Here is a 24,499-nt window from a genome sequence, read left to right as displayed (position 1 = left end):
TTCTGCTCCGGTATGCCTGCGTGGGGATACGGTTTAGCCGAGAAACAGAAATCCCGCAGCCTTTGGAAACAAAGGGCTGCGGGATTATGGGCGGAGGATGCGAGATTCGAACTCGCGAGGCTGTTACACCAACACGCTTTCCAAGCGTGCGCCATAGGCCACTAGGCGAATCCTCCAAGTACACCGACCCCATACGGGTATCGGCACACAACTTGAAGAGGATACCACAGATTGCGGCTGGGCAACAACCCAGCGTGGCGCAGGTGGCTTTGAGACTATGCTCCTTTGTCTCTATGCCCCTTGTGCGACGCAGAATCGCGACAGGAGGCACAACAAGGGCATAAGACCTTAAGCTATGCCCTTGTTGTGCCTCCTGTATGGGTTACCTGGCGCAAAAGGGCATTATGCCGAATTTTGCGCCCATCGCCTAGTCGGTCAGCTAGTCAGCCGGAACCCCGGACTGATCAACCAAACTCCTGACTGACTAACCAACCGAAGACCGAAGGATCAGTAGTTGTTCGAGCCGGGGCCTTCGAAGTGGATGGTGAAGCCGCGCTCATAGTGCAGGAACATGACGGCGCCGTAGCGGTCGACGTCGCGGTGGGTGAACAGCATGCGGATGGCGAAGGTGGTCTGCACGTTGTAGGGCAGCTCCTTGAAGGCCTTGTGGGCATCCCAGTTCGGCGGGGCGATCGCCTGATCGGGCACGTAGGCGTAGCCGTAGCCGTCCTCGTTCACATAGCCCATGAAGGGCAGATCCCAGGCGTTATGATCGGTCAGCGCCTGCTTGAAGTCCTCGACCTGCGCGATTTCCTCGTCGGTGATGCCGAATTCCTTGGCGACCTTGATCGCCTCTGCGGTCTTGGCGGCCGCGTCCTCTCCGTACAGCGACGTATCAACTGTGATGAGTTTGTCTTCTGCCATCGGGGTTCCTTTCCATTGCATGTTGCGTTCCCCCAGCGGGTGTCGCTGCGTTGCTGGCCGTTATGCTTCTACGCTGGCAAGCAAACGGACAGCAGGGGAACCGGTGTCGCCGGATTTCTCCAACACCGTTCAACGTATCATGTTTTGGTTACGGCAAAGGGTCTCGCTGTGGAACGAAGGGCAAAATAATGGTCAATGTGATATATAAGACACTGAAAGACAGCGAGGCAGATTTCACAACACCCGCACGTCGAATGTTTGCGCACTGCCGCCGCACCGTGAGAGAGTGGAACGCAGATCACAGCGCAAGGAGGACGGATGACTTCATCGAAAATCGCAGCAATCATGTCTTTGGCGGTGTCGGCGGCTTTGCTCGGCGCATTGGCAACGGCACCCGCATATGGGGCTTACGAGATTTCGCCTTCCGCTGACACATCGGTGAGTCAGCAGGAGTCGGTGGATTTTTCGGCGGCCCCGCGGCAGATGCCCGATACGAGTGCATTGAACAGCCAGATTCCCCCCGACGCCACCTATGTCTCCCCGGACTACGTCACGCTTTCGGACGGCAGCATGGTTGACGCCACAACTGCACAGCCAGTCAATGATGAAAAGCTTGTGGGCGATGCGAACAAGCCGGCTGACCCGTTGGCGAAAACCGATGGAAAATCGTTCGTTCCCATAACCGTTGGCGAGGCCAAACAGGCCGCAGGCGATTCGGCGGCGCAAGACCAGGCACAATCAGCACCGAAGCGCATGCAGCGTTCCCTGCCGCTGGGCAACGGTTCGTACGGTGCATATTGGGGCACATATAACGGCACTCGCGCCTTCTTCGAATCCGATGGCACGCTATTCGCCCAGCAGGCCAAAAGCGTTATCGACGTCTCGCAATGGCAGGGCAACATCGACTGGCAGGCAGCGAAGAACGCAGGCGTCGAGGGTGCCATCATTCGCCTGAGCTATGGCTGGGACAATGGCTTCGACACCTATGCGCGCCGCAACATCAGCGAGTGCAAACGCCTGGGCATCCCTTTCGGCGTCTATATCTATTCCTACGCACAGGATGCGGGCGACGGCGCATCCGAAGGCTCGGACGTGGCGAGTCTGCTCCGCCAGGCAGGCGTGAGCCCGGGCGACTTGAGCTACCCGGTGTTCTACGATCTGGAACGGTGGACCTGGTCGGGCCATACGCCTCCCACCAGTCCGAGCGTGTATGACGGCATCGTCAACGCCTGGTACTCCAAGCTGAATGCTGCTGGATACCACAATCTCTCCGTGTACTCGTACACGAGCTATCTCAATACGGCGCTGAACTCGACCAACATCCGCTCCAAGACCCGCTGGGTCGCCAGCTACGGTGCGCGCACGGGATTCCCCTACTCTACAAACGACCGAGGATGGCAGTATTCCGACAGCGGCAACGTGAACGGCATCTCCGGATCCGTGGACCTCAACGCCTTCGGCAACAAGAACTATGTCGATAACGACCCTGCGGGCCAGGACCCGAAGCAGCAAGGCGCGGCGCTCACGGACGTGAAAGAAGGGGACTATTATATAGTGTCCTCGTACGCTGATCAGGTCGTCGACATCGCCGGGTCGAGCACGGCTGATTCCGCAGCGGCTGAAATCCGGCAATACAGCGGAGCAGCCAATCAGGTATTTCATATCGCCGCCTTGGGAGGGCAGCGTTACTCGATTAAAGCCTCACAATCGGGCAAGGTGCTGAGTGTGAAAAACGGGCTCTCGGGCAACGGCATGAAGGTCGTGCAGAACAGCTCCACGAATGCGGCCAGCCAGCAGTGGCAGCTGTATCGAAGTGCACGTGGGTACTACTTCATCAAGTCCTTGGCCGACAGCACGAAAAACCGTTTCCTCGATGTCACAGCCGGCAACAGCGCGAACGGCACACCGGTCGAGATATGGGGACTCAACGGCGGCACCAACCAGCGCTTCCGGCTCGTGCCGGTCGGAGCATACCGCCCGGGCGCGAATGGCTGGGTCACCATCGGCAACGCCACCTATTGGTACGATAATGGCGTGCGCTGCACCTCCCAGGAAATATATGACCCGGCCTCGAAGGGCTGGTATTACCTCGACGCGAGCGGGAAGCGCGTCAGCGGATGGTTCACGCTACCTGACGGCCGACGTGCGTACTATGATCCGAAAACCGATGCGATGGTTCATGGAGAGCGATATATCGGCGGCATCTGGTATTTCTTTGACACCACCGGCAATATGGCGCACGACAAGGACGTATGGATAGCCGCGGGCCAGAAGTGGGCCAGATACGACTCGCAGGGCCATATGGTGTACGGCGAGGATTTCCGATACGGCGGCTGGTATTACTTCGACCAGCATACCGGGGCCATGGTGAAAGGCTGGAAATTCCTGCAATCCAATGGCGGCAAATGGGTCTTCTACGATATGACCACTGGCCGCATGGCGCATGGCGAACAATGCATCAACGGGAATTGGTATTACTTCAACGATGCCACAGGCGCGACAACCTACGGCTGGAAAAAGCTTGCGGACGGACGATTCGTCTACTATGACCGCGTCACCGGGATCATGCTCAAAGGGCATCAGGTCATCGACGGTCGCGCATACTACTTCGACCCGGTCACCGGCGCGCTGCACAGCTAGAACACAGCGGCACAGCAGGGGCTACGCGCAGTTGCGCCTGCCGTGCCGCCTAAAGGCCATAAGCCCGGGCGGCAATTGGGTGCGACCAGATGCCGTCCGGGCGCGAGAACTCCTGCGTCCGGGCGCAAGAACGCCTGTCACAGCTCCTTTTCGATGATGTAGCGCGGGCGGTTCTTCGCTTCCAGATAGATCCGACCGATGTATTCGCCGATGATGCCGAGCGAAATCAGGATGAGCCCGCCAAGGAACCAGAGCGAGAACATCATCGATCCCCATCCGGAGACGGCGCGTCCCATGGCGACTGAAACGATGATGTAGATGAGCATGGCAATGCTGCCAAGCATGGAGATGAAGCCTGCCACGGTAACGAGATGCAGCGGCTTCACGGAGAAGGACGTGATGCCTTCCATCGCGAACGAGATCATCTTGGACAGCGGGTATTTCGATTCCCCGGCGACGCGCACGCCGCGCTTGTAATGGACTTTGTCTGTCGTGAAGCCAAGCGAGGGAACGATGCCGCGCAGGAAGAGATTCGACTCCGAGTAGCGGGAGAGCGCCGCTATAGCGGTTCGGCTCATCAGGCGGAAATCGGCATGGTCGGGAATCGTATCGGTTCCCATCCATGTCATGAGTTTGTAGAATGCCTCGGCCGTGAAATGCTTGAAGGCCGTGTCGTTCTCCCGATTGTTGCGTACTCCGAACACGATTTCGTTGCCAGCGCGGTATGAATCGACCATCCGCCCGATGGCGTCGGGATCGTCCTGCAGATCCGCATCCATAGAGATCGCGGCATCGCAGTCGCGCTGCAAGGCTGCGATGAGCCCCGCGTAGACCGCGTTTTGATGCCCCCGATTATGAGAGAATTTGAGTCCCCGATACAGCGTCGGGTTCTTGGCGTGCAGCTCCTCGATGATACCCCACGTGCGATCCGAGGAGCCGTCGTCGACGAACAGCACAAAGCTCGAGCTGCTGATGTCGCCGGTATTCATCAGCGCGGTCAGCTGGTCTTCGAGGACCGCGGCGGTCTGGGATATCACAGGTTCCTCGTTGTAGCACGGTATAACCATGCTCAGCAGAGGCGCCTTTCTGCGATGCGTTTCCTGTGCAGAACCCATAAGAGCGCTGTTGTCTTCCTCGTTTGGCATGTGCCTCAGTATAGCGCAGACGCCATGTGATGATACGGCGGGAATGAGCGATGCACAGAGTCTTCATGTGTCCACGCGGAGCATTACCTTAAAGTCGGCTGATTTGTTCACATATGGGATAGAGCGTGATAATGATGGGGTACAGGCCGAAGTTTCTTGGTGCAGTGGGGGCGCTGATCGTAGCGGCAAGTCTGGCGCAGACGTTTACGTTTACAGCCATGGGTGCGCAGCTGCCGGCCGATAATGCGCAGGATACGCAGGTCGATTCGAGCCAAGTCAAGCAGGGAGACGCTTCGCAGCCTAGCACGGGTGAATCATCCCCTTCGGCTCAGCCATCAGGAAACGGCACGCAAACGGGGGCATCCGCTGCTGCGCCGTCAGCCTCCAACCCATCGAAGGCGCCGACGAGCAGCCAGTCGCCGACGGCCGCTGACCACTCGGCTGTCAATGGCCAGCAGAGCCAGCAGGCTTCGGGTGAATCGCGCAGCGAGGCTTCGCCCGACACTGGCGACACTAACGCGGGTTCAGACAACGGGGGATCTGCCCCTGATCCGAGCGTGCAGGGCTGGGTCGTGAATGACGGCGTGAAGCACTGGTACGATCATGGCGTCATGGTCAAGGACGAGCAAGTATACGATCCGGAAAGCCGCGCATGGTACCAGCTCGATGCGCAGGGCGATGTGGTGACCGGCGAATTCTATTGGTCGCAAACCCACGACTGGTACGACTTCGACAAGACCGGTGCCATGGTCAAAGGCATGGCCTATATCCATGAGCGCAACGGCTCTAAATGGGTGTACTACAGCTTCGATACCGGCGCGATGGCGCATGATGAGCAATATCTGGACTTTGACGGCCAACACACCGGATGGTATCTGTTCGACCATTACACCGGTGCGGTGACCTACGGTTGGAAGTATCTCGCCCAAGGGCATAAGTGGGTGTATTACGGCATTCCTGACGGCAGGATGCGTAAAGGCGAGCAGGACATCAACGGCGCCTGGTATTACTTCGATCTTTCCAGTGGCGCGGTGACTTACGGTTGGAAGTATTTGCCGCAGGGACGCAAATGGGTGTATTACGGCATTCCCGATGGCAAGATGCGCAAGGGTGAGCAGTGCATCGGCGGCGCTTGGTATTACTTCAACGATTGGACCGGCGCTACGTTGTACGGCTGGCAGTGGGACCACGGCAAGCAGGTGTTCTACGATCGCGTCAGCGGCAAGATGGTGCATGGTGCAGTGATGATTGATGGCATGCCGTACTACTTTGACCAGTGGACGGGCCGCCGATACGCCAGGAATGAGATAATCGGCAGGCTGCTTGCGCAAGCCCGCTCCTCGTATGGAAAGAACATCGACGCCCCTGGCATTCTCGCTGCGAACGGTGGGCTGATTTGCCCCTTCGGGCCGTGCATGGCCTGGGTGTGGTGGGTGTTCCATGAATCAGGGCTCGGCATATTCCTCGCTGATGGCGCCGCCTCCGGTTGGCCGCATCACAACTTCGATTGGTACCGGGTGCGCGGCCGTGTCAGCATGACGCCGCAGGTCGGTGACATCGCGTTCTACAAGTGGCCGGGCTGGGCGGATGCCTACTCCGCGTCCCATGCGGGCATCGTCGTATCGGTCAATGGCGGTCACGCGATTGTCGCGGATGCGATATTCGGCGGCATCGGCGAACGCCCTTCGTACAACGTGCTGGTCGGCTACGCACATCCATATTGGGGCTGAGTGCGGCATGACCTCAGCCAGACGCATGATTCAAGCCATCGCGACCGCAGGGGCCGCAGTGGCGCTGCTCGCCGCCTGCGCTGCGCCGGGTTCGGGTTCAGACTCGGGTTCGGCTGTCTCTCCATCGCATACGGCCAAGCCCGCTCCGACGCTCGCCAAGGTGTTCAAAGACGCCCATGTGTCCGTCTGCATGGCAAAGGTGCTGGGGCAGTCCGCCGACAGCCCGGTGAACACGAAGAAGGCGGCGGCTCTGGATTCGCTGTCCTTCCCGGCGTACGCGCAGCAATATCACCAGCAGTGTGGTGCCCAGCTGCAGCAAGTGCAGACCCTGCAGGGACTGGAAGTGTTCACCGGTCTGCGGTATCTGGACGTCAGCTCGCTGCCTGCTCTGAGCTCGTTGCATGGCGTCAGCCGGCTGACCAAGCTGGAACAGATCAATATGTACGGGACGAGCATATCCGACATATCTGCCTTCGGCGCGCTGCCCAAGCTGTCGCAGGTCGCGCTGAGTTCAAACGTATGCGACTTGGCTGCGCTGAAGCAGCTGCCGCTGAAATCGCTGAGCGTGGCATGTCCGACGGCCGATATCTCGCCGATCGACGGCAAGCAGACGCAGCTCTATGTGCATGCGCCGTATGACGAGAATATCGTGCGACGTTCCGCGCAATCGGGCAACACCGTCACCATCCAGAACCAGGATGGCTCATTCGATGTGTACCGCACCGTGTCGGGAGAAGTCCAAGTAACGCATATGTAGCATGGCTGTGCAGCCCTCGGGTTGTGCAGCACAGCAGGTGCGCGTTGAAGCGGGTCCTTTCCTGCGCGGTCTTGCGCGGGAAAAGCGCTATTCGCCTTGCTATTCTGTCGGTACGGTATCGACCTTGCGGTCATTGACGCCTTGCTGTTCCACCGGTGCTGATATTGGCGCGATCTCGCCGCTGTGGCCGTCTGCGCTTCTGTCTTCGACCGCGACTTCGCTCCCACTGCGCTGTGTGCGCTTGAGCACTATGGACTTGGACGCTATGAACGTGGACGTTACGAATCGGATCAACGCACGCGCAGCCGAGTATAACCATTCCAAACCGTACCCGGCGAGCGGAACCATCATGGCGGCGAAGGGGAACACGTACACGCTTTTCGCCTCCCACAGCAGGAAGCACAGGAATCCGGCGGCGATGATGCACGCATTCAGGCAGAGCGCCTCGAAGGCGTCGCGGTTCTTCTTCCGCGCCGTTATGCCACGGATGCAGCCAATAGTGCAGAAGGCATACAGCAGGAATTGGTAGACGTTGGTGAACGAGACGAGCAGTTGGCTGCTGGGCCCGAACATGGCCGCGCCCAGCAGCGAGCTGTTGGCGCGCCGCGGAGAGAGCGACGAGTACAACAGACTCTGATAGGTCGGCTCCGCCCACTCCGAGGCCAGCTTCTGTATGAAGAAGGTACTCGCTGACTGCGGGTCGCTCGTAAAGCCGTTGATAGCGTTGCGAATCGTATCCTGGGCGGCCTGCTGCTGCAGTGCCGTGTTGCCCTTGTAGATGACGTAGTGGTGGATGGCTGAAGCATCCCACCACCCGGGCATCCACGTTGCCCCGCCTGAGTGCGTAAGACCTATCGCAATCCAGGAAAGCTGGGGCAAACCGCCGCCGAATTTCTGGCCCACGATATGCTCGACGAGCGGCACGGACAATCCCGACGCCCAATGAGCCGCCGCAAAGAGAATGATATCAAGCGCAATCAGCCAATACATGCGTTTCCGGATTGCCGAAAGCACGAGCAGAAGCACGAAGGCCAGCACGAAAAGAACGACGGTTCCCTTGATGATCATGGCGAGGGTGCCGATGGCGAAGGCCCCGAAGGTCCATATGGCGGCTTGCAGCGCATCCTGCTGCCGCATCGCCTGCAGCGCGCAGAGCACGGCGAGCAGCACGAAGAACAGTCCTGCGGCGTTGGTGTAGATGAATCCTGCCGACATGAGCAACGGCACGTTGACGGCGAGCAGCAGCACGGTTATCCGCTGCCCTTTTTCACCAAGTCCGATATAGGTGCTGATCTTCCAGATGGCCCACACCGAGGATGCGGTCAGTATGGCATTGAGGATGAGCAGGGCGAACAAATTGTCGGGGCCGACCAGCAGGAAGATGAGGGTGAACCACAGCAGCCCGCCGGTCTGGAACGGATACCAGGAATAATACGAATAAAAGGTGGGATGGCCGACACCGTGCGGGGCGAAATCGTGGAAATGGCCTAGGGAAAGCGAGTTCGCGGACTGGATAAGGCTGGTGGAATCCGGGTAGCTGAAACTGTTTCCGGTTATGTCGAGCGCCAGAACCCAGAGCAGGCATGCAGCGAGCGCATACACGAAGATGAACAGCCCTATGTGGGCCTTCGGCTGCAGCTTGGTCCAGGCGTAGGCGGTTCCCGCGAGGAAAACCAGCAGGACAGCAAACCCGAGGTAGAACATCGGCGTAGGTAGGATCTGGCGAAGATCCATCCGTTCCGTCGTGATGTTGTGGAGCGGCGAGGCATGGGGCGCTAGAAGAAAAAGCCCAGTGTGCGACCAGGATATCCCGGCGAGAAAGGCGGCTATGGCGCAGGCGAGCGCGACCGCCACGGTCTGCAGCACCATCGCGATACGAGCGGGGAGATGCGGCTTCTTCAAGACTGGTATCTCGAGCGAAGCTGGGCCTTGGCTCAGATGGTTGCCGTTCTTCATTCCGCCTCGTTCATTGCTCACGTAAGTTGAAACCGCGTCATGATGCACGATGCCGCAAAACCCAAAGGAAGATCCATCATAACGCCGACGGCTATTCTAGGCATCTTTTCTGATAGAGCAAAAGACGCATAACGCATCTACTTGGAATATCTACGTGAACGGTGAACGGTCATTCATAGCTGCCCGATGATTACTCACAGGCCAGTCCGTCCTTGTCTCTGTCGAGTTCTGGGCGGTATCCAGGATCTCCACGGTGAAGCGGAGCCTTGCCTGCCCGCCGAACTGCAGTGCAGTTAGCATAATACGTACCGGAAGGCTGTGCCGGTTTTGCGGGCTGCGAGGATTGCGGAATGTATTGACCCGTCGTCTGGTCAAACCAGAACCAGCCGTTCCATTCCGGTACATATGTCCGCCCATGCGCCATTTTTCCGGTGTTCTGGTCGAAATAATAGTAGGCGTTCCCTTGCCGTTGCAGCCCGTGCACCATTTTGCCGGTTACTGAATCATAACGGACCCATTTCCCGCCATTGGAACGGACAAAAGTGTCGCCGTGGAACATCGCGCCGGTATATGTATCGAACAGATACCATCCGGTATGCGCGGCGTCGTAGTTGACAAACTGCTCCCCGTGAGCCATTTTCCCTGTAGTCCAGTCGTAGTACACCCACTTGCCGCCATTAACTCCGACGTAGTGTATGCCCTTGAACATGGCTCCGGTAGTAAGATCGAAGAAATACCATCCGCCGTTTTTGTAGTTCTCCCCTTTGACCATATAGCCGTTATGGTCGTAGCGAACCCATTTACCACCGTTAGACCATTGATACACATCTTTATCGTGCGCGATTGATCCGTCCGAATCCGCCCAATACCATGCGTTTGACCCGGGGTCAAAGAACTCCTTGGACGAGGCAACGGTCCCCTGTTCGCACCAACGTCTCGCGGAGAGGCTGTCGGAATGAACCCACCCCGTGTATTCCGGCTGCTGGCTGCATTCAACGGAGGCTTCGGCATTGCCCTCGGCAAATGCAGACGGAATGCAAGTCATCGTGGTCAGTGCCAGGCAAGCGGCAACAATTAGCGAACTGTATTTATGATGAATCATAGAGCGCCTTCGCATCTTTCTCAGTGAAAATGATTGATATAGGGCATTATATGCCAAGTCTGGTATCCAAACGTCGCAACCCCCGCATGAGGATGAGGCATGTGCGGGGGTTGCGACGTATCAGCACGGTTTTGCATCACGATTCCCGCATGAAGGACATGGCGGTGCGGGGGTTGCACAGTTTACGTTTCGGGAAGAATGCTTGGCATGGGAGGAGAACTTCCTAGTGCCTGCGGTGGGCTGGGTGAGCGTGCGAAGTTGTGGTGCCGCCAGCGGCAGGAGCGGCTGCGACTAGCGCTTCGCGCTGCTGTTTGGCGAGGCTGGGGAAGAACAGCATGTTGACTTTCGGCACATGATAGAGGCCCCAGGTGAGCAGAAGGTCGATGATGGTGCGCACGGCGAAGATGACGTAAGGAACCGCGACTCCATGCGTCAAGGCATCGAGCCGGGGAATGACGTGCCCCCACGGTGTGATGCTGTCTTCGACAAGATGAATGCACAGAATCGGCAGGGTGTACTGCCCTACCAGCGACAGCCCTTTGCCCAAGGGGGGCACTGCCTTGTCGATGACCATGCAGATGCCCACGATGCCCAACGTGGCGCAGAACGAGCCGACCAGTGCCAGCAGCGGCCGCTGGCCGTATTGGTTCACGGCCATGCTAAAGCCGCTGAACTCCCAGAAGAACAGTCCCCACACCGCGAACGGCACGATCCAGAGATAACGGTGGTGCCGCAGGAAGCCCAGCACGTCGCCTTGCCGAGCCACATAGCCGATATAGACGAACAGCGTTGCGGTCATGCCCGACTGAATGCTGACGGGGAGCCAGACCACCCGTGCGCTGAAATACCCGATGCAGAAGATGAGGAGGATCCAGAGTGGCGCGCCCTTCATCCGGGCGAAAATATGCATGAGTAAATGGGCCCAGAACAAGGCCAGCAGGAACCAGATGGCCCCGATGGATGCCGGAGCCTTCCACAGGAAGTTGTTGGTTCTGGCACCGGCGCCGTACAGCGCCGTGAGCATCCAATGCCTGAACGCCGTTCTCCCTCCAGTACGGGTCGACCATGCTATCAGCGTGTTCAGCACCACCACGGTCAGGGAGGTTATGCCGTATGTCGCCAGCAGCTCCTTCGATTCCTTGGCGCCTCTGAAAGGCCGCTCGGGATGCATGAAATAGCCTGAGAGGATGAAGAACAGGGGCATATGGAAGGTAAAGCAGAAATGGTACAGATACGCGGCAAGAGAGCCGCTCGCGGGGGCGTTATTGACGATCAGGATGCTGTGTCCGAGTATGACACAGAGGATCGCCACCCCTTTGGCGATGTCGAAGTACCGAATTCTTGAAGCCATGCCCTCATCCCCGTGGTTGGAAGTCAACTGTACAAGTATAGAAGATTTTGTCGGACTTCTCAGCACAAAATATGAGGATATGGAGAAAATGCACACAATGCTGAAGATTTGGCGGACGGACCATTAAGATTACGACAGGTATGATTCGAACGACACGAGGGACAGCCAAAAAATGCCAAGCATGAAATTCGCCAACATCCTGTTGGAAAACAATCCTCGGGCCATAGCCTACCCGGGCATGTACTGCAAGGCTGACCAGCCGGTGGTTTTCGACGATGAGACCGCAGACTGGGTCATGCTGCGCGCGGGCGTCTTCGACTTCACCACGTATTTCAATTCGCTTTCGGTCGCGAAGCTGCGCAAGTACACCATCGCCGAGGATTTCACGTTGCATGTGGAGCTCAAAGGCGCGGCTTGCGAAGTGCAGCAGACGATGGGCGATGCCTTCGCCGCGCATTCCATCCTGGTCGATGGCAGCGTGCAGCAGGTCGCCGCCAGCGAGGAATGGCAGAGCGTCGATCTGCCGCTGCGCGTTGACGAGAACATGGTGATCGTCGGATTCTCCATCACGACGCAGGGCCGCGTCGAGATCAGGAACGGCTTCTACGGCGTCGACTATTCCGGCGAGCTGCGCGATGTCGAGCTGGCGCTGTCCACGACGACGTTCAAGAAGGAAAGCTACATCATCAACAATGTGAATCTGGTCAGGCAGCACATCCTCGAATCCGAGGACGATATCGCCAGCCACTTCCATATGTACGTCATCGACAACGGCCGCACGCTGGATGCGGAAGGCATGAGCGGCGATGGCGTGCAGGTGATTCCGAACGACAACGTCGGCGGGGCGGGCGGCTTCACGCGCGGCATGCTCACCGCGATGGAGCAGACGCCGGTGGCGACGAACGTCCTGCTCATGGACGACGATGTGGCCGTCTCGCCGGAGAGCATCAAGCGCACCTACAACCTGCTGCGCCTGCTCAAGGAGGAGTACCGCGACGCGATGATCAGCGGTGCGATGCTCAACTTCGAGATCGGCGAAGACCAGTGGGAAGATATCGGGTTCATGACGCCGGAAGGCACTTTCGCGCCGTGCAAGCCGAGCATTCGCCTGACGAAATTCGAGGATCTCATCTACAACGAAACCTTCACCACCACCTCGACGATGCGCAAGAGCATGTACGCGGCATGGTGGTACTGCTGCATACCGATTGACGTGATCAAGCGCAATGGGCTGCCGTTGCCCTTCTTCGTGCGCTGTGACGACGCGGAATACGGGATTCGCTGCAAGACACCGTTCATCACTATGAACGGACTGTGCATCTGGCATCTGTCCTTCCATGAGCGTTACAACGCCGCCGTCGAGCGCTACCAGACGACGAGGAACACCATGGTTGCGCAGGCCGTGTGCGATATGGCTCCCAGCTCGGACTTCATGCATGAGCTCAAGAACAATATCCGGCTTGAGCTCAAGAAGTTCGGCTATGAGAACGCCGAGCTGTGCCTCGATGCCTTCGAGGACTTCCTCAAGGGGCCGGAGTTCATCAGCACGCCGGGCATCGCCGAGAAGACCTTCATGGCCGCCAACCGCAACAAGGAGCAGCTGGTGGACTTCGAGACCCTGCAGCGCCAGGCCGACGAGGACCCGGACCTCAAGGGCTTCAATGTCCATGACATCGATCGCCAGCTCATCGATGGCAACAAGCCCCGCACGATTGCCCAGCGGCTTGATGATTTCGTCACCGATAACGGGCAGCGCTACCTCACGAGCGAAGGCAAAGGCTATGCCGTGATTCCCATGCAGGGATGGCTATACCCCGCCGGCGTCATCCGCGGCAAGAAAAAGCTTGTGATCATGGACTGGTACAACCGCAAGGGCGCCATTCGCGCCAAAGACGCGAAGCGCTACCAGCAGATCGAAAAGCGGTATAAGCGCGACCTCAAGTACTACAAGGCCAATATCGACCGCTTGAAGCAGGAGTACGCCGAGGCGCGGCAAACGCTGACTTCCGTCGATTACTGGAAGCACTACCTGAAGATGGCGTGACGGTATCCGCTGCATGCATGACGGTTTGTTGGCGTGCAGCGGAGGCATCGGCCTGCTAGTGGATGTTCGCAGGAATCATATGCGCGACGAACATGCCGATATAGGTGATGGCGATGAGTGCCGCGACGATGCGGTTCAGCCGTGCACTATCCTGCGCATGCATGCCTGCCGTCGGCATGAACAGCATGACCAGCGGCAGGCAGGGCACGAAGTAGCGTCCCTGCATGCCTTCGGCATAGCCGCCGAGCTTTCCGACCCAGATGAGTATCATCGCCAGGCAGATTAGCGAGAAGAAGACCGCCACGCTGGCAAAAGCCGTGAGTTTCTCCGGAACCCTGAGATTGAGCTGGTGTGCCGTCTGCAAGCCAACAAGGACGAATGCCAGCAATATGGGAGCCATGATTGTCAGCGGCAGCATCGTGTCCTGGCTGCCGACTGCAAGCTCGACGTTCCTGCCGATGTTATCGACGCTTTCGACCGAATGATTCAGCGGATTGACCAATGATTTTATGATGGTTCGCACGAGGAGCCACGGATGGGCCATCAGCTGATGGCTTATGCCGCTCATCTTGCTGAGGCTTTTCGCGCCGGGCGCGATCATGCGTACGGCATGCTGCCAGAGGAGAGCCGGGATGACGGCGCACAGCGCAGGGAAGGCAAGAGCGGCGTACTCTGCGGCCTTCCCCTTGGCAGGTGGAGTGATGGCAGACGGCGCGACGGTGTGCGGGGCGATGCCTAACGGAAGTATGATCAGCAGCGCCAGGCTCGTCGGTTTCGTGCAGCCCAGGAAGAACGCTGCAATGGTGAGTCCGAGCAGCACCCAATGCCGATGCCGCGTCGAACGTCTGAGCATGAACACGAATCCGATGAACAGGAACGCGATGGCATTGGTGACCGCATCCGCTGTGGGAAACACATACGAGAGAAACGCCGTCGGCAGCAGCGCCGAAATCGCCAGCAGGCTCGACAGCTCGGCGCTGATGGCTATCGCGAATCCCGTGATCAGCGCGCATGACACCAGCGTCATGATGGAAGCAGTCATGTAATTCCCAGTGCCGAGCAATGATGGAAAATACAGAAACGGCGAATACGCGGCCGTGTTGTTGAATGGCTGGAAGTGACCAGCAGCATCGAGGCCGCCGAATTGCGAGGGGTCCGCAGGATTGGGAATCGCCCTGATCTGGCCTGATGCTACCTGCAAGGCGCGCAGCCATTGATTGGCCCCGTCATTTTGCGCAGGAGCCTTGTCGAACATGATAAACAGCACGCCATAGATCAGAGTGAACACGATGTATGCGCACCCGGTTGCGATGCTGTTGCGCCATGGAGCGCGCACGGGCAGGGCGGGCCGGATAGGCCGAGCATCGGGAACCGACCTCCCACGGGCATGCAGTGGAGGCTTGCTCTGATTCGGGCGCCATGGCTCGAAACGCCTGGCATCATGCGCCGAGTGGCGACTCGCGCCGTCGCCTATCTCATGGGACTCCATCGGATGCCTCTTTCGCTCAACTTGACATCTCCAGTCTAAGGGAATGCGGGAATGATGGAGCGCCACGACGGCACGCCGATCGTTTCCGAGGCGCTGAAGCTCCTTGGGCCCTATACTGGGCTTGGTAATGGTAAGGAATCGGGCACGGTGCCCCAGGGGCTGCTCTTGGGGCACCGTCATGGCACAAGGTGGTTGGCGTGAAGATTGCGGTTGCGGGTACTGGCTATGTCGGGCTGTCGGTGGCGTTGCTGCTGGCCCAGCACAATGAGGTTCATGCGCTTGATATCGTCCCCGACAAGGTAGCGATGCTCAATCGGGGGCGCAGCCCGATCGTCGACCGTGAGATCGCCGAATTTCTCGACGGTAATGCCAGCGGAGAGCGGCCATTGGATTTCGCGGCGACCCTCGATCCGGCGCAGGCCTATGGCGATGCGGAGTATGCCATAGTTGCGACCCCCACGAACTACGATTCGCAGAAGAATTATTTCGACACGTCGAGCGTCGAATCAGCGATTGCCGCCATCCGCGCGGCGAACAGCAGCGCGTGGATCATCATCAAGTCCACCGTTCCCGTCGGTTACACGCAGCATCTGCGCGATGCGCTCGGTGACGACCGTATCCTCTTCTCGCCCGAGTTTCTGCGCGAAGGCCATGCGCTCTATGACAATCTGCATCCCTCTCGAATCGTCGTCGGCGCACCCCAGTCGGACGCGTCGGCCTTGGCTGCAGCCACGCGCTTCGCCGAGCTGCTCGCTCAGGGTGCCGATCTCGCCGAAGCTGCGCGTGCCAATGAGGATGGCAGCCGCGGCATCCCGCAGCTCGTGGTCGGCCCCACTGAGGCCGAGGCCATCAAGCTGTTTGCCAACACCTATCTGGCCTTGCGCGTGGCGTATTTCAACGAGCTCGACACCTACGCCGACAGCCGCGGGCTTAACGCCCAGGAGATCATCCACGGCGTGTGCCTCGACCCGCGCATCCGCGACAACTACAACAACCCGAGCTTCGGTTACGGCGGGTACTGCCTGCCCAAGGACACCAAACAGCTCCTGGCCAATTACTCGCAGGTTCCACAGAATCTGATCTCTGCGATAGTCGACGCGAACCGCACGCGCAAGGACTTCATCGCCACTGAGATAGAGCGGCGCATCGAGGGCATCAACAAGCCAGTGGTCGGCATCTACCGGCTCACCATGAAGTCCGGGTCGGACAACTTCCGCCAGTCCGCGATTCAGGGCATTATGAAGCGCATCAAGGCGCGGGGCGTCCCCGTCATTGTCTACGAGCCCACGCTCAATGCTGCCGATTTCTTCGGCAGTGAGGTGACCCACGATCTTGAGTCCTTCAAACAGCGTGCGGATGTCATCGTGGCGAACCGCTGGAATGATGACCTTGTCGATGTTGGCGACAAGGTGTTTACCAGAGATCTGTTCAAAAGGGACTGACGGGTTCTCTGACGGCTGTCTTGTTGCAGCAGAGCGGATGGGCGATTTGCCGGTGGCTCATACGATATCGGGTTTTCGATTTCGAACGGGTGCCGGGCGAGCGTGCATCATGCGGCACGGTGCGGTATCGTTCGATATAATATTGATGAAATTCAATGAAAAATCGCCGACCGCTCCAAGGTGAGCAGGCTGCTACGGCATTGCCTGATGCCTGGTCTGGCGCGCTAGGGAAGGTTCTGGGTTCTCTCTATGGCAGACGGATCGTATGGCAGCACGGCCGTATCTTCAGCCGCGGCACAGCACGGACGTGAGACGACTGCCTGGCCTTCGACGCTCGGGCGTCTTGCGCGAGCGTGGTGGCTTGCGGCGGCGGCCGTCGTTGTAGCTGCCGTGCTGCACGGGTATATGGCATTGACGGCGGTGGCTCCGGCGTTTCCCTATGATGAGATTACGCTTCTGCAATATGCCAAGTACTTCTCCGGCACTGGCATGTCCATTCCTGTGATGGGCGGAGGGTATTTTCCGGCCTGGTCATTCCTGCTCGCCCCCATCTGGTGGGTCACTGCGGATCCGGGCACGTTTTACCGCATCGCCGTCTGGCTGGGCGTTGGCATTGCGCTGCTGACCATCTGGCCGCTTGCCTGCCTGGTCCGTCGTTTTCAGCTCTCCGCCCCGCAATCCGTGCTCGTGGCCGGACTGGTTATGTGCATGCCGTCGCGCACAGTGCAGGCGGCGTACACACTGAGCGAGAAGTTCCTGATGCTGGCCTTGGCCTGCGCAGCCGTAGCGGCATATCGACTCTGGGAGAAGACCACATATGGGCGCATGGCGATGCTTGCGCTCTTGGTCGCGCTGGTAGTGCTCACGCACGCGCGGGCGATCATCGTGCTGCCAGTCACGTTGCTATGGCTGCTGTTTCTGGTGAAACGCAATTGGCGGGTATCCCTGAGCGCAATCGTCGCAACGGGGCTGCTCGCAATAGCAGGATACCGCTTCGCGATGCGGCTGAATACCAAGCTCTTGGCGCTGCCATTCAACCAGGGTACGAACGTATCCCAAAATCTGCGCTCCCCGTTAGGCATCATCGCCAGTGCGGTGCTTGGCCAACTGTGGTATCAGGTGGTTTCCTCCCTGGGCATTATCATTATCGGCTTCGTGGCGCTGCTGGTCATTATGGTCCGGGATTGGAAGAAGGAGAAGACCTTCGGTCCGGCGTTGTGGCTGCTGGGCGTGCTTGCAGGATCGTCAGCGCTGTCGATGCTGTCCTGGTCGTCGCACGATATGCTGTTCAGCGATGATCGCGGGCGTCTCGACGCTTGGATATATGGACGGTACATTGATCCTTTTGCCGCGTTGATTGTGGCCGTCGGGCTGGCGATGATCATCAGGGGATTGCATGCTTCGCAGCTGTTCTCGCTCTTCGGCATCGGTCTGCTGGTCATCGTGCCGACGGTTTTCTGGGTTGCTCCGCGCGCTGCGACATGGGGTGCCATCACCCCTGCGCATGTTCCGGGCATTCTTCCATGGAGCGGTGCGTTGCCGTTTGCCCAGCAGCAAGACCCTGGCTGGCTGCTCAATGCTCAGCCCGGACCGTACCGCACTTGGGGCTGGCTGACGCCGACCTTTACCAACGACACTCGGTTCTGGCTCTTCGCCTCATTGACGTCAATCGTCTTCTGGCTCATGCTGCTTGTCGCGCGCCAGCGCAAGACGCTGATAGCCCTCGTGCTTGTGGTCGCCTGCTGCTTCGGCGGCGTCCTGTCGCGCCCCGCGGTGGAGGCATACCAGGGCAAGGACGGCGGCGTGCCTCCTGTGGTAGGCACGATGAAGGAGATTTCCGATCGCTACCATGTTTCCACATTGTCATTCGACACTGTGTGCCGCACGAATCCGGGGAATTCGGCATGGGTCCAGAACGTCTTCGCATTCTGGTTCCAGTCCGATCTCAAGCTCACTGACTCATATGGCTCGTTCAGCACCGAACTGGTCATCGGCTGTCAGGACTTTCCCGCAGCGGCATCGGTCCACGCGCTGCAGGTCGGCAAGGAAAGCTCCATTGGCTACCAGCTGTGGGTACTGCCCGGCCATTTGCAGGATGAGCTGAAGGTGGCGGGGCTGGCTTCTTGACGGGGTTGTGTGAATGAAAGGCAGATATGCGAAGCTGCGGCGAAGCCTCTGTCACAATAGTATGAACGCATGAATCGCAACGGTTGCCATGGCGCTTTGCCGCTCGTGGCACCTCACTGATAGGATTGCAAACCGTGAACCAACTGGTAAAGAGGATCAAAGAGCGGTATAGCTATGCTTGGACTGTGCTGCGCGGTCTGGTCAAAACCGATTTCAAGCTGCGCTACCAAGGGTCCTTCCTCGGTGTCGCCTGGTCTGTGCTCAAGCCTTTGATGCTGTTCTGCGTCATGTACCTCGTCTTCGCGAAGTTCCTGCGCATGTCGGACGGCACGCCGACCTATCCCGTGGTGCTGCTGCTGGGCATCAGCTCGTGGCAGTTCGTCACGGAATCCACGAATGTGGGCCTGCGGTCGGTTGTGGACCGCGGCGATCTGCTGCGTAAGATCCACTTCCCCAACTACATCGTCGTAGTCTCCGCCACTGTGGGCGCCCTTATCAGCTTCGGCATCAACCTGCTGGTCGTGCTGGTCTTCGCCATCTTTTCGCGGGTCAAATTCACCTGGGATGTGCTGTGGGTGCCGCTCAACGTTGTCGAGCTGTATGCGGCGACGCTGGCGATAACCCTGCTGATGGCGACGATGTATGTGTACTTCCGCGACATCGCGCAGATCTGGGAAGTGCTGCAGCAGCTGATCTTCTACGCCATGCCTATCATCTACCCGCTGCTGTACGTCACTCAGCACGGCGGACCGCTCGCCTCTCTTGCACGGCTTGAACTGCTCAATCCCTTCGCGCAGATCATTCAGGATATCCGGCACAATCTCATCGCACCGGAAACGCAGCCGACGATATGGAACCAGTTCAGCAACTGGGGCGTCAGGCTGGTGCCCCTGGTGCTGACTGCGTTGGCGCTGTGGCTGAGCATCTATCTGTTCCGGCGCAACAGCCGCAAATTCGCGGAGGTGATGTGATGACGTATCAGCAGGATGAACGCATGACGGTACGGCGCAACTTCGAGGATGCTCCTGTCGTCCTTTCAGTCGACCATATTTCGAAGTCCTTCAAGCTTCCCACGGAGCAGGCGACGGGCCTGAAGCAGGCCGTGATCAACTGGACCAAAGGCATCAAGGGCTTCCGCAGACTCGATGTGCTCAAGGACATCAGCTTCGAGGTGCATCAGGGCGAGTTCTTCGGCATCGTCGGGCGCAATGGCGGCGGCAAATCGACCTTGCTCAAGCTGATTTCGCAGATCTACTATCCTGAGACCGGCCAGATCAGCGTCACCGGCAAGCTTGTGCCCTTCATCGAGCTGGGCGTGGGCTTCAACCCCGAACTGACTGGGCGCGAGAACGTCTACCTCAATGGCGCGCTGCTGGGATTCACCCATGAGCAGGTCGACGGCATGTACGACGACATCGTGGAATTCGCCGAGCTGCAGGACTTCATGGATCAGAAGCTGAAGAACTACTCCTCGGGCATGCAGGTGCGGCTCGCGTTCTCCGTGGCCATCAAAGCCCAGGGCGACATCCTCGTGCTGGATGAGGTGCTCGCAGTCGGAGATGAGGCCTTCCAGCGCAAATGCGACGATTTCTTCACCGAAATCAAGAAGGATCCCACCAAGACAGTTATTCTCGTCACGCATGATATGAATTCGGTGAAGCGCTACTGCTCCCGGGCACTGATGATCGCTGATGGGGAAGTCGAGGCTGCCGGTGACCCTGAGACGGTTTCGCAGCAGTACACGCTGGCGAATCTAGCGGTGCAGCGTGCGGAGGAGAAGCAGCGGCGGGAGGCTCGCGGAGGGTATGCGAACGGTCTGAACGAACGTTGCCCCATTCTGCGCACGAGTGCAGTGTCCTCGCAGGTGTGCTCCGGCGAAGAGCCGTTCGTCTTCGACGTCGAATACCAGTACGACGAGCCGGGGGACTTCTATCTGGCCATCGCACTGCACGACACACGTCGTGGCGGCATAACCTACGACACTGGGGCCAAGGTCTTCAGAGTCAGGCAGCATGGGCATCATACGATTCGCTTCAGCCTGCCGCTCGATGCGTTCAATAACGGCGAGTTCCGGCTGATCACTTCGCTGCGCACCCCGATGGCGAACGATCCGAGGGGAACCGATGCCGTGGGCGTCGCGCTGGACGAGAATTCGTGCAGCTTCGCGATTCGCAACGACAGGAACGACGAATACGCCCTGCTCAGCGACCGCGCCCTGGTCATGACTCCAGTCGACGACTCGCTGATAGAGACGGTGCACTACGAGGCCGCAAACATCGAGGATTCCGCCGCAGAGCATGCTGTAGAGCGTGCCGGCGGGATTGCCAGCGGACGTACTGACGAGCGCACTGACGGGATTGCGTAACTGCGGCAAACATTCACTGTAGAAGGGATTGTGCGCACCTATGAAGGGCATTGTTCTCGCGGGAGGCTCTGGCACCCGCTTGTATCCGCTGACCTCGGTCACATCCAAGCAGCTGCTGCCGGTGTACGACAAGCCGATGATCTACTATCCGCTGTCGACGCTGATGCTGGCCGGTATCCGCGATATTCTCATCATCTCCACGCCGCAGGATCTGCCGAACTTCGAGCGCCTGCTCGGTGACGGCTCGCGATTCGGACTTTCGCTGAGCTATAAGGTGCAGCCGTCTCCCGACGGCCTGACGCAGGCCTTCCTGCTGGGCGAAGATTTTATCGATGGCGATGCCTGCGCGCTGGTGCTTGGCGACAACATCTTCTACGGCAACGGGCTTTCGAAACAGCTGGGCGAAGCGGTGCGCCGCGCTGAGACTGGCGAGGCGACGGTGTTCGGCTACTACGTCGATGACCCTGAACGCTTCGGCGTCATTGAGTTCGATGATGACGGCAAGGCGGTCTCCATCGAAGAGAAGCCTGCGCATCCCAAGTCGCGCTACGCGGTGACCGGGCTGTATTTCTATGATTCGCGTGTGGTCGACTTCGCCAAGAGAGTCAGGCCTTCCGTTCGAGGCGAGCTGGAAATCACCGATCTCATTCAGCTGTATCTCGACGATGGCTCGTTGCATGTCGGCACGCTGGGCCGTGGGTATGCGTGGCTCGATACCGGTACTATGGAGTCGCTCTACGAGGCCGGCGAATTCGTACGCACAGTCCAGCGATCACAGAGCCTGCCCATATCAGTGCCGGAGGAAATCGCCTATGTGCACGGCTGGATTTCGCGTGACGCTCTGGAATCCGCGGCACGATCCTATGGCAAATCAAACTACGGGCAGTACCTGCGGCAGGTGGCCGAAGAGCGGCTGTTCTCCTGATGGAACTCATGGCGCTCATGGAGGCGCGTACGGCATGACATATATATCCGTTTCGTTAAGGTAATGAGCCATGACTGATGTGTTTTCTCCTTCGTGTGTGTTGGTGACTGGTGGGTGTGGGTTTATTGGCTCGAATTTCGTGCGTTGGGTGGTGGAGCATGAGCCGGGTGTGCGTGTGGTGGTGCTGGATGCGCTGACGTATGCGGGCCGCCTGGACAATATCCGGGGCGTGCTGGGCGAGCGGGTCTCGTTCGTGCATGGGGACATCCGGGACGCGGAGCTGCTGGACCGTATCGTGCCGGGGTGCGATGCGATCGTGCATTTCGCGGCGGAGTCGCATAATGACAATTCGATCGCGGACCCCGAGCCGTTCGTGTCCACGAATGTGATGGGCACGTTCCGTTTGCTTGAGGCGGCGCGCAAGTATGGCGTGCGCTTCCATCACATCAGCACGGACGAGGTGTACGGGGACCTGGCCCTGGATGATCCGGAGCGCTTCGTGGAGGAGCGGGCGTACCGGCCGTCCTCGCCGTATTCGTCTTCGAAGGCGTCGAGCGATCTGCTGGTGCGGGCGTGGCATCGCACGTACGGGGTGCGGGCCACGATCAGCAATTGCAGCAACAATTACGGCCCGTACCAGCATGTGGAGAAGTTCATCCCCCGCCAGGTCACGAACATCCTGGACGGGGTGCGCCCGAAATTGTACGGCGACGGGCGCAACGTGCGCGACTGGATCCACACGCAGGACCACAGTTCGGCGGTGTGGACGATCCTGACGCGGGGCCGGCTGGGCGAGACGTATCTGATTGGCGCTGACGGGGAGCGGGACAATATCACGGTTTTGCGCGACATCCTGCGCGTGATGGGCCGCGATGAGGATGATTTCGACTGGGTGCGCGACCGTCCGGGCCATGACCGGCGGTACGCGATCGACTCGTCGAAGCTGCGCCGCGAGCTGGGCTGGATGCCGCAGCACACGGACTTCGAGTCGGGATTGCGCCAGGTGGTGGACTGGTATGCCGGGCATCGCGAGTGGTGGGAGCCGGTCAAGGCCGCCACCGAAGCCCGATACAAGGCGCAGGGGCAGTAAAGGTCCGCTGCTACTGGCAGGCGTCGAAAGACCACGCAACAACACAATCCCAGGAAAACGCCAAGCTGTACATGATGGTGAATTGCGTGATGCAATCGCATCTAACTCGCAGCGCCTGAAATGTTGAGTGTACTGAAAATAGAAGGCAAACTCGGTTTCTATTTCTAGTGTACTGAAAATATGGGTCCATAATCTGTCTAATTTTCAATACGCTGGAAATCGCACTGTCTACGATGCGTGTAAACCGGATATGCTTTGCCGGGTTCGCATAGTATGGTGATTTGGGTTTGTAGAGAATTGTCAGGGGCGGAATCGTCGGAGACTGTCGGGAAGGACGGTGACGTTGGAGTTCGAAGGTAAGGCATGGGTGGAACGTGCCGGATTTTCTATGCTGATAACGATTGTAGGTATGTGACAATATGAACAGATGGATTAAGATCGCCGGCAATGTACTGACCGTGCTTGCCGTTGGCTTCGTGATATGGAAGCTGGCGTCGCAGCATATCGATTACTCGGCGCTGCTCAGTCGGCAGGCCATTGTGCCATTGCTGGTTATCGTCGTTGCTCAGACGCTTATCGTCATCGCCAATGGGCTGCCCTGGACTCTTTTGGTGTCCGCTATCACCGATACGAAAATCAGCTTCCGGCAGACATGCCCGGTATATCTGAAATCGAATCTGATGAAGTACATACCTGGAAACATCTTTCAGTATGTGGGCAGAAACGAATTCGCTGCCCGCTACGATGTTTCGCATATCAAAATCGCTTCGGCGACGATTGTCGATGTGGCGCTGAATGTGCTTTCCGGCTTTATCATCTCCCTGTTATTCTTCCGGAGCTATATATTCGATGTCGTAGCGCATAATCGTTTTGTGGCTATCGGAGCGGTGATTTGCGCAGCTGGGCTCCTCGCGCTGCTCGTTGTGATATATGCAAAGCGCCAATGGGTGAAGGGCGTTGCAAGCCGGTATTCATATCTGCTGTCAGGGCGCAGCATCGTGACCATTCTTGAATGCCTTGCGTACTATCTTTGTGTGTTGTTTGCCGGAGGCGTGCTGTTTGCACTGGTCGTGTACTGGCTGCTCGGCGAGCCTTTTCAGTTGAGTTCATCGCTCATCCTCGTTTCGGCATACACGCTCGCATGGCTTGTCGGCTTCATTACGCCAGGCGCGCCCGCAGGCATAGGCATCAAGGAAGCGGTGATGATAGGCGCGGTGTCCGCTACGGTGGCAAGTCCCGCAGCCATCACCTTGGCCATGGTTGTGACTCGCATTATCATGACCATAGCTGATGTTCTGGCATTCCTTGCCATCCCGTTGATCACTCGTGCCGGGAAGCAGCCGGTTTCTAGCGACTCGCACCAGGCTGAGTCAACGGATGCTCAGTAGCATACGATTTTTGCAAAGGTAACA

The 24,499-nt window shown here is 58.6% G+C and carries 17 protein-coding genes and 1 tRNA gene; 11 read left to right on the top strand and 7 right to left on the bottom strand.

Annotated elements, in window-relative coordinates; genetic code table 11:
* Positions 1-91: 91 nt before the first annotated feature.
* Together DDF78_RS02010 and DDF78_RS02005 are read right to left on the bottom strand one after the other, a co-directional pair.
* Positions 92-176, bottom strand: a tRNA-Ser gene (locus tag DDF78_RS02010).
* Positions 177-507: 331 nt separating this feature from the next.
* Positions 508-924, bottom strand: a complete 417-nt coding sequence (locus tag DDF78_RS02005; RefSeq protein ID WP_152581514.1) for a glycerophosphodiester phosphodiesterase — start codon at positions 922-924, stop codon at positions 508-510.
* Between the two features lie 318 nt (positions 925-1,242).
* Here DDF78_RS02005 and DDF78_RS02000 point away from each other — a divergent pair, with 318 nt between their 5' ends.
* Complete coding sequence (locus DDF78_RS02000) at positions 1,243-3,564, top strand: GH25 family lysozyme (protein WP_152581513.1); 2,322 nt, start codon at positions 1,243-1,245, stop codon at positions 3,562-3,564.
* A gap of 137 nt (positions 3,565-3,701) precedes the next feature.
* Here the strand turns inward: DDF78_RS02000 and DDF78_RS01995 are convergent, their stop codons facing one another.
* Positions 3,702-4,631, bottom strand: coding sequence for a glycosyltransferase family 2 protein (locus tag DDF78_RS01995; RefSeq protein WP_237564511.1), 930 nt, complete (start codon positions 4,629-4,631; stop codon positions 3,702-3,704).
* Positions 4,632-4,840: 209 nt separating this feature from the next.
* Between DDF78_RS01995 and DDF78_RS01990 the strand changes: the two genes are divergently transcribed.
* The gene (locus DDF78_RS01990; RefSeq protein WP_152581512.1) at positions 4,841-6,439 is read left to right on the top strand and encodes a CHAP domain-containing protein; all 1,599 of its coding nucleotides are present in this window, start codon (positions 4,841-4,843) and stop codon (positions 6,437-6,439) included.
* A 7-nt stretch (positions 6,440-6,446) separates the two neighbouring features.
* Positions 6,447-7,196 carry a leucine-rich repeat domain-containing protein gene (locus DDF78_RS11910; RefSeq protein ID WP_152581511.1) on the top strand — a complete coding sequence of 250 codons (750 nt, stop codon included), beginning with the start codon at positions 6,447-6,449 and terminating at the stop codon, positions 7,194-7,196.
* A 99-nt stretch (positions 7,197-7,295) separates the two neighbouring features.
* Here DDF78_RS11910 and DDF78_RS01980 read toward each other — a convergent pair whose 3' ends face one another.
* The 3 genes from DDF78_RS01980 to DDF78_RS01970 all read right to left on the bottom strand — a co-directional run bounded on the left by DDF78_RS01980 (position 7,296) and on the right by DDF78_RS01970 (position 11,605).
* Positions 7,296-9,152, bottom strand: a complete 1,857-nt coding sequence (locus tag DDF78_RS01980) for a glycosyltransferase family 39 protein (RefSeq protein ID WP_152581510.1) — start codon at positions 9,150-9,152, stop codon at positions 7,296-7,298.
* Between the two features lie 190 nt (positions 9,153-9,342).
* On the bottom strand, positions 9,343-10,254 hold the full coding sequence (locus DDF78_RS01975) for an excalibur calcium-binding domain-containing protein (protein ID WP_237564510.1): 912 nt from the start codon (positions 10,252-10,254) through the stop codon (positions 9,343-9,345).
* A 223-nt stretch (positions 10,255-10,477) separates the two neighbouring features.
* Positions 10,478-11,605 carry an acyltransferase family protein gene (locus tag DDF78_RS01970; RefSeq protein WP_152581509.1) on the bottom strand — a complete coding sequence of 376 codons (1,128 nt, stop codon included), beginning with the start codon at positions 11,603-11,605 and terminating at the stop codon, positions 10,478-10,480.
* 172 nt (positions 11,606-11,777) lie between these two features.
* Here DDF78_RS01970 and DDF78_RS01965 point away from each other — a divergent pair, with 172 nt between their 5' ends.
* On the top strand, positions 11,778-13,649 hold the full coding sequence (locus DDF78_RS01965) for a glycosyltransferase (protein WP_152581508.1): 1,872 nt from the start codon (positions 11,778-11,780) through the stop codon (positions 13,647-13,649).
* Between the two features lie 55 nt (positions 13,650-13,704).
* On the opposite strand, the gene DDF78_RS01960 is transcribed toward DDF78_RS01965, so the two are convergent.
* Positions 13,705-15,138: a DUF2142 domain-containing protein gene (locus DDF78_RS01960; RefSeq protein ID WP_162000792.1), complete on the bottom strand. Its 1,434-nt coding sequence runs from the start codon at positions 15,136-15,138 to the stop codon at positions 13,705-13,707.
* A 197-nt stretch (positions 15,139-15,335) separates the two neighbouring features.
* Here DDF78_RS01960 and DDF78_RS01955 point away from each other — a divergent pair, with 197 nt between their 5' ends.
* The 7 genes from DDF78_RS01955 (at position 15,336) to DDF78_RS01925 (ending at position 24,475) form a co-directional block, all read left to right on the top strand.
* Positions 15,336-16,580, top strand: coding sequence for a nucleotide sugar dehydrogenase (locus DDF78_RS01955; protein WP_152581506.1), 1,245 nt, complete (start codon positions 15,336-15,338; stop codon positions 16,578-16,580).
* 249 nt (positions 16,581-16,829) lie between these two features.
* The gene (locus DDF78_RS01950) at positions 16,830-18,707 is read left to right on the top strand and encodes a hypothetical protein (protein ID WP_152581505.1); all 1,878 of its coding nucleotides are present in this window, start codon (positions 16,830-16,832) and stop codon (positions 18,705-18,707) included.
* A gap of 134 nt (positions 18,708-18,841) precedes the next feature.
* Positions 18,842-19,678 (top strand): ABC transporter permease, encoded by an 837-nt coding sequence (locus DDF78_RS01945; RefSeq protein ID WP_152581504.1) that lies wholly within the window; start codon positions 18,842-18,844, stop codon positions 19,676-19,678.
* The gene (locus DDF78_RS01940; protein WP_152581503.1) at positions 19,678-21,072 is read left to right on the top strand and encodes an ABC transporter ATP-binding protein; all 1,395 of its coding nucleotides are present in this window, start codon (positions 19,678-19,680) and stop codon (positions 21,070-21,072) included. Before DDF78_RS01945 ends, DDF78_RS01940 begins: the two co-directional genes overlap by 1 nt.
* 40 nt (positions 21,073-21,112) lie before the next feature.
* Entirely contained in the window at positions 21,113-21,997 is an 885-nt protein-coding gene (gene rfbA / locus DDF78_RS01935) for a glucose-1-phosphate thymidylyltransferase RfbA (RefSeq protein WP_152581502.1), read from the top strand.
* Positions 21,998-22,067: 70 nt separating this feature from the next.
* Positions 22,068-23,087, top strand: a complete 1,020-nt coding sequence (gene rfbB / locus DDF78_RS01930; RefSeq protein WP_152581501.1) for a dTDP-glucose 4,6-dehydratase — start codon at positions 22,068-22,070, stop codon at positions 23,085-23,087.
* 545 nt (positions 23,088-23,632) lie between these two features.
* Positions 23,633-24,475 (top strand): hypothetical protein, encoded by an 843-nt coding sequence (locus tag DDF78_RS01925; RefSeq protein ID WP_473246791.1) that lies wholly within the window; start codon positions 23,633-23,635, stop codon positions 24,473-24,475.
* The last annotated feature ends 24 nt before the right edge of the window (positions 24,476-24,499 follow it).

Origin of the sequence: Bifidobacterium tibiigranuli (assembly GCF_009371885.1) — a bacterium.
GTDB classification, from domain to species: Bacteria; Actinomycetota; Actinomycetes; order Actinomycetales; family Bifidobacteriaceae; genus Bifidobacterium; species Bifidobacterium tibiigranuli.
Note: the sequence above shows the minus strand (reverse complement) of the source record. Positions and strands in the feature narration are given on the sequence as shown.

What these genes read in the sequence shown, in the direction of transcription:
- DDF78_RS01965 (WP_152581508.1), top strand. Translation starts at nt 11,778, where the DNA reads ATGCCAAGCATGAAATTCGCCAACATCCTGTTGGAAAACAATCCTCGG.
- DDF78_RS01995 (WP_237564511.1), bottom strand. Translation starts at nt 4,631, where the DNA reads ATGGTTATACCGTGCTACAACGAGGAACCTGTGATATCCCAGACCGCC.
- DDF78_RS02005 (WP_152581514.1), bottom strand. Translation starts at nt 924, where the DNA reads ATGGCAGAAGACAAACTCATCACAGTTGATACGTCGCTGTACGGAGAG.
- rfbA (WP_152581502.1), top strand. Translation starts at nt 21,113, where the DNA reads ATGAAGGGCATTGTTCTCGCGGGAGGCTCTGGCACCCGCTTGTATCCG.
- DDF78_RS01950 (WP_152581505.1), top strand. Translation starts at nt 16,830, where the DNA reads ATGGCAGACGGATCGTATGGCAGCACGGCCGTATCTTCAGCCGCGGCA.
- DDF78_RS01990 (WP_152581512.1), top strand. Translation starts at nt 4,841, where the DNA reads ATGATGGGGTACAGGCCGAAGTTTCTTGGTGCAGTGGGGGCGCTGATC.
- DDF78_RS01960 (WP_162000792.1), bottom strand. Translation starts at nt 15,138, where the DNA reads ATGGAGTCCCATGAGATAGGCGACGGCGCGAGTCGCCACTCGGCGCAT.
- DDF78_RS01980 (WP_152581510.1), bottom strand. Translation starts at nt 9,152, where the DNA reads ATGAAGAACGGCAACCATCTGAGCCAAGGCCCAGCTTCGCTCGAGATA.
- DDF78_RS01970 (WP_152581509.1), bottom strand. Translation starts at nt 11,605, where the DNA reads ATGGCTTCAAGAATTCGGTACTTCGACATCGCCAAAGGGGTGGCGATC.
- DDF78_RS01940 (WP_152581503.1), top strand. Translation starts at nt 19,678, where the DNA reads ATGACGTATCAGCAGGATGAACGCATGACGGTACGGCGCAACTTCGAG.
- rfbB (WP_152581501.1), top strand. Translation starts at nt 22,068, where the DNA reads ATGACTGATGTGTTTTCTCCTTCGTGTGTGTTGGTGACTGGTGGGTGT.
- DDF78_RS11910 (WP_152581511.1), top strand. Translation starts at nt 6,447, where the DNA reads ATGACCTCAGCCAGACGCATGATTCAAGCCATCGCGACCGCAGGGGCC.
- DDF78_RS01975 (WP_237564510.1), bottom strand. Translation starts at nt 10,254, where the DNA reads ATGATTCATCATAAATACAGTTCGCTAATTGTTGCCGCTTGCCTGGCA.
- DDF78_RS02000 (WP_152581513.1), top strand. Translation starts at nt 1,243, where the DNA reads ATGACTTCATCGAAAATCGCAGCAATCATGTCTTTGGCGGTGTCGGCG.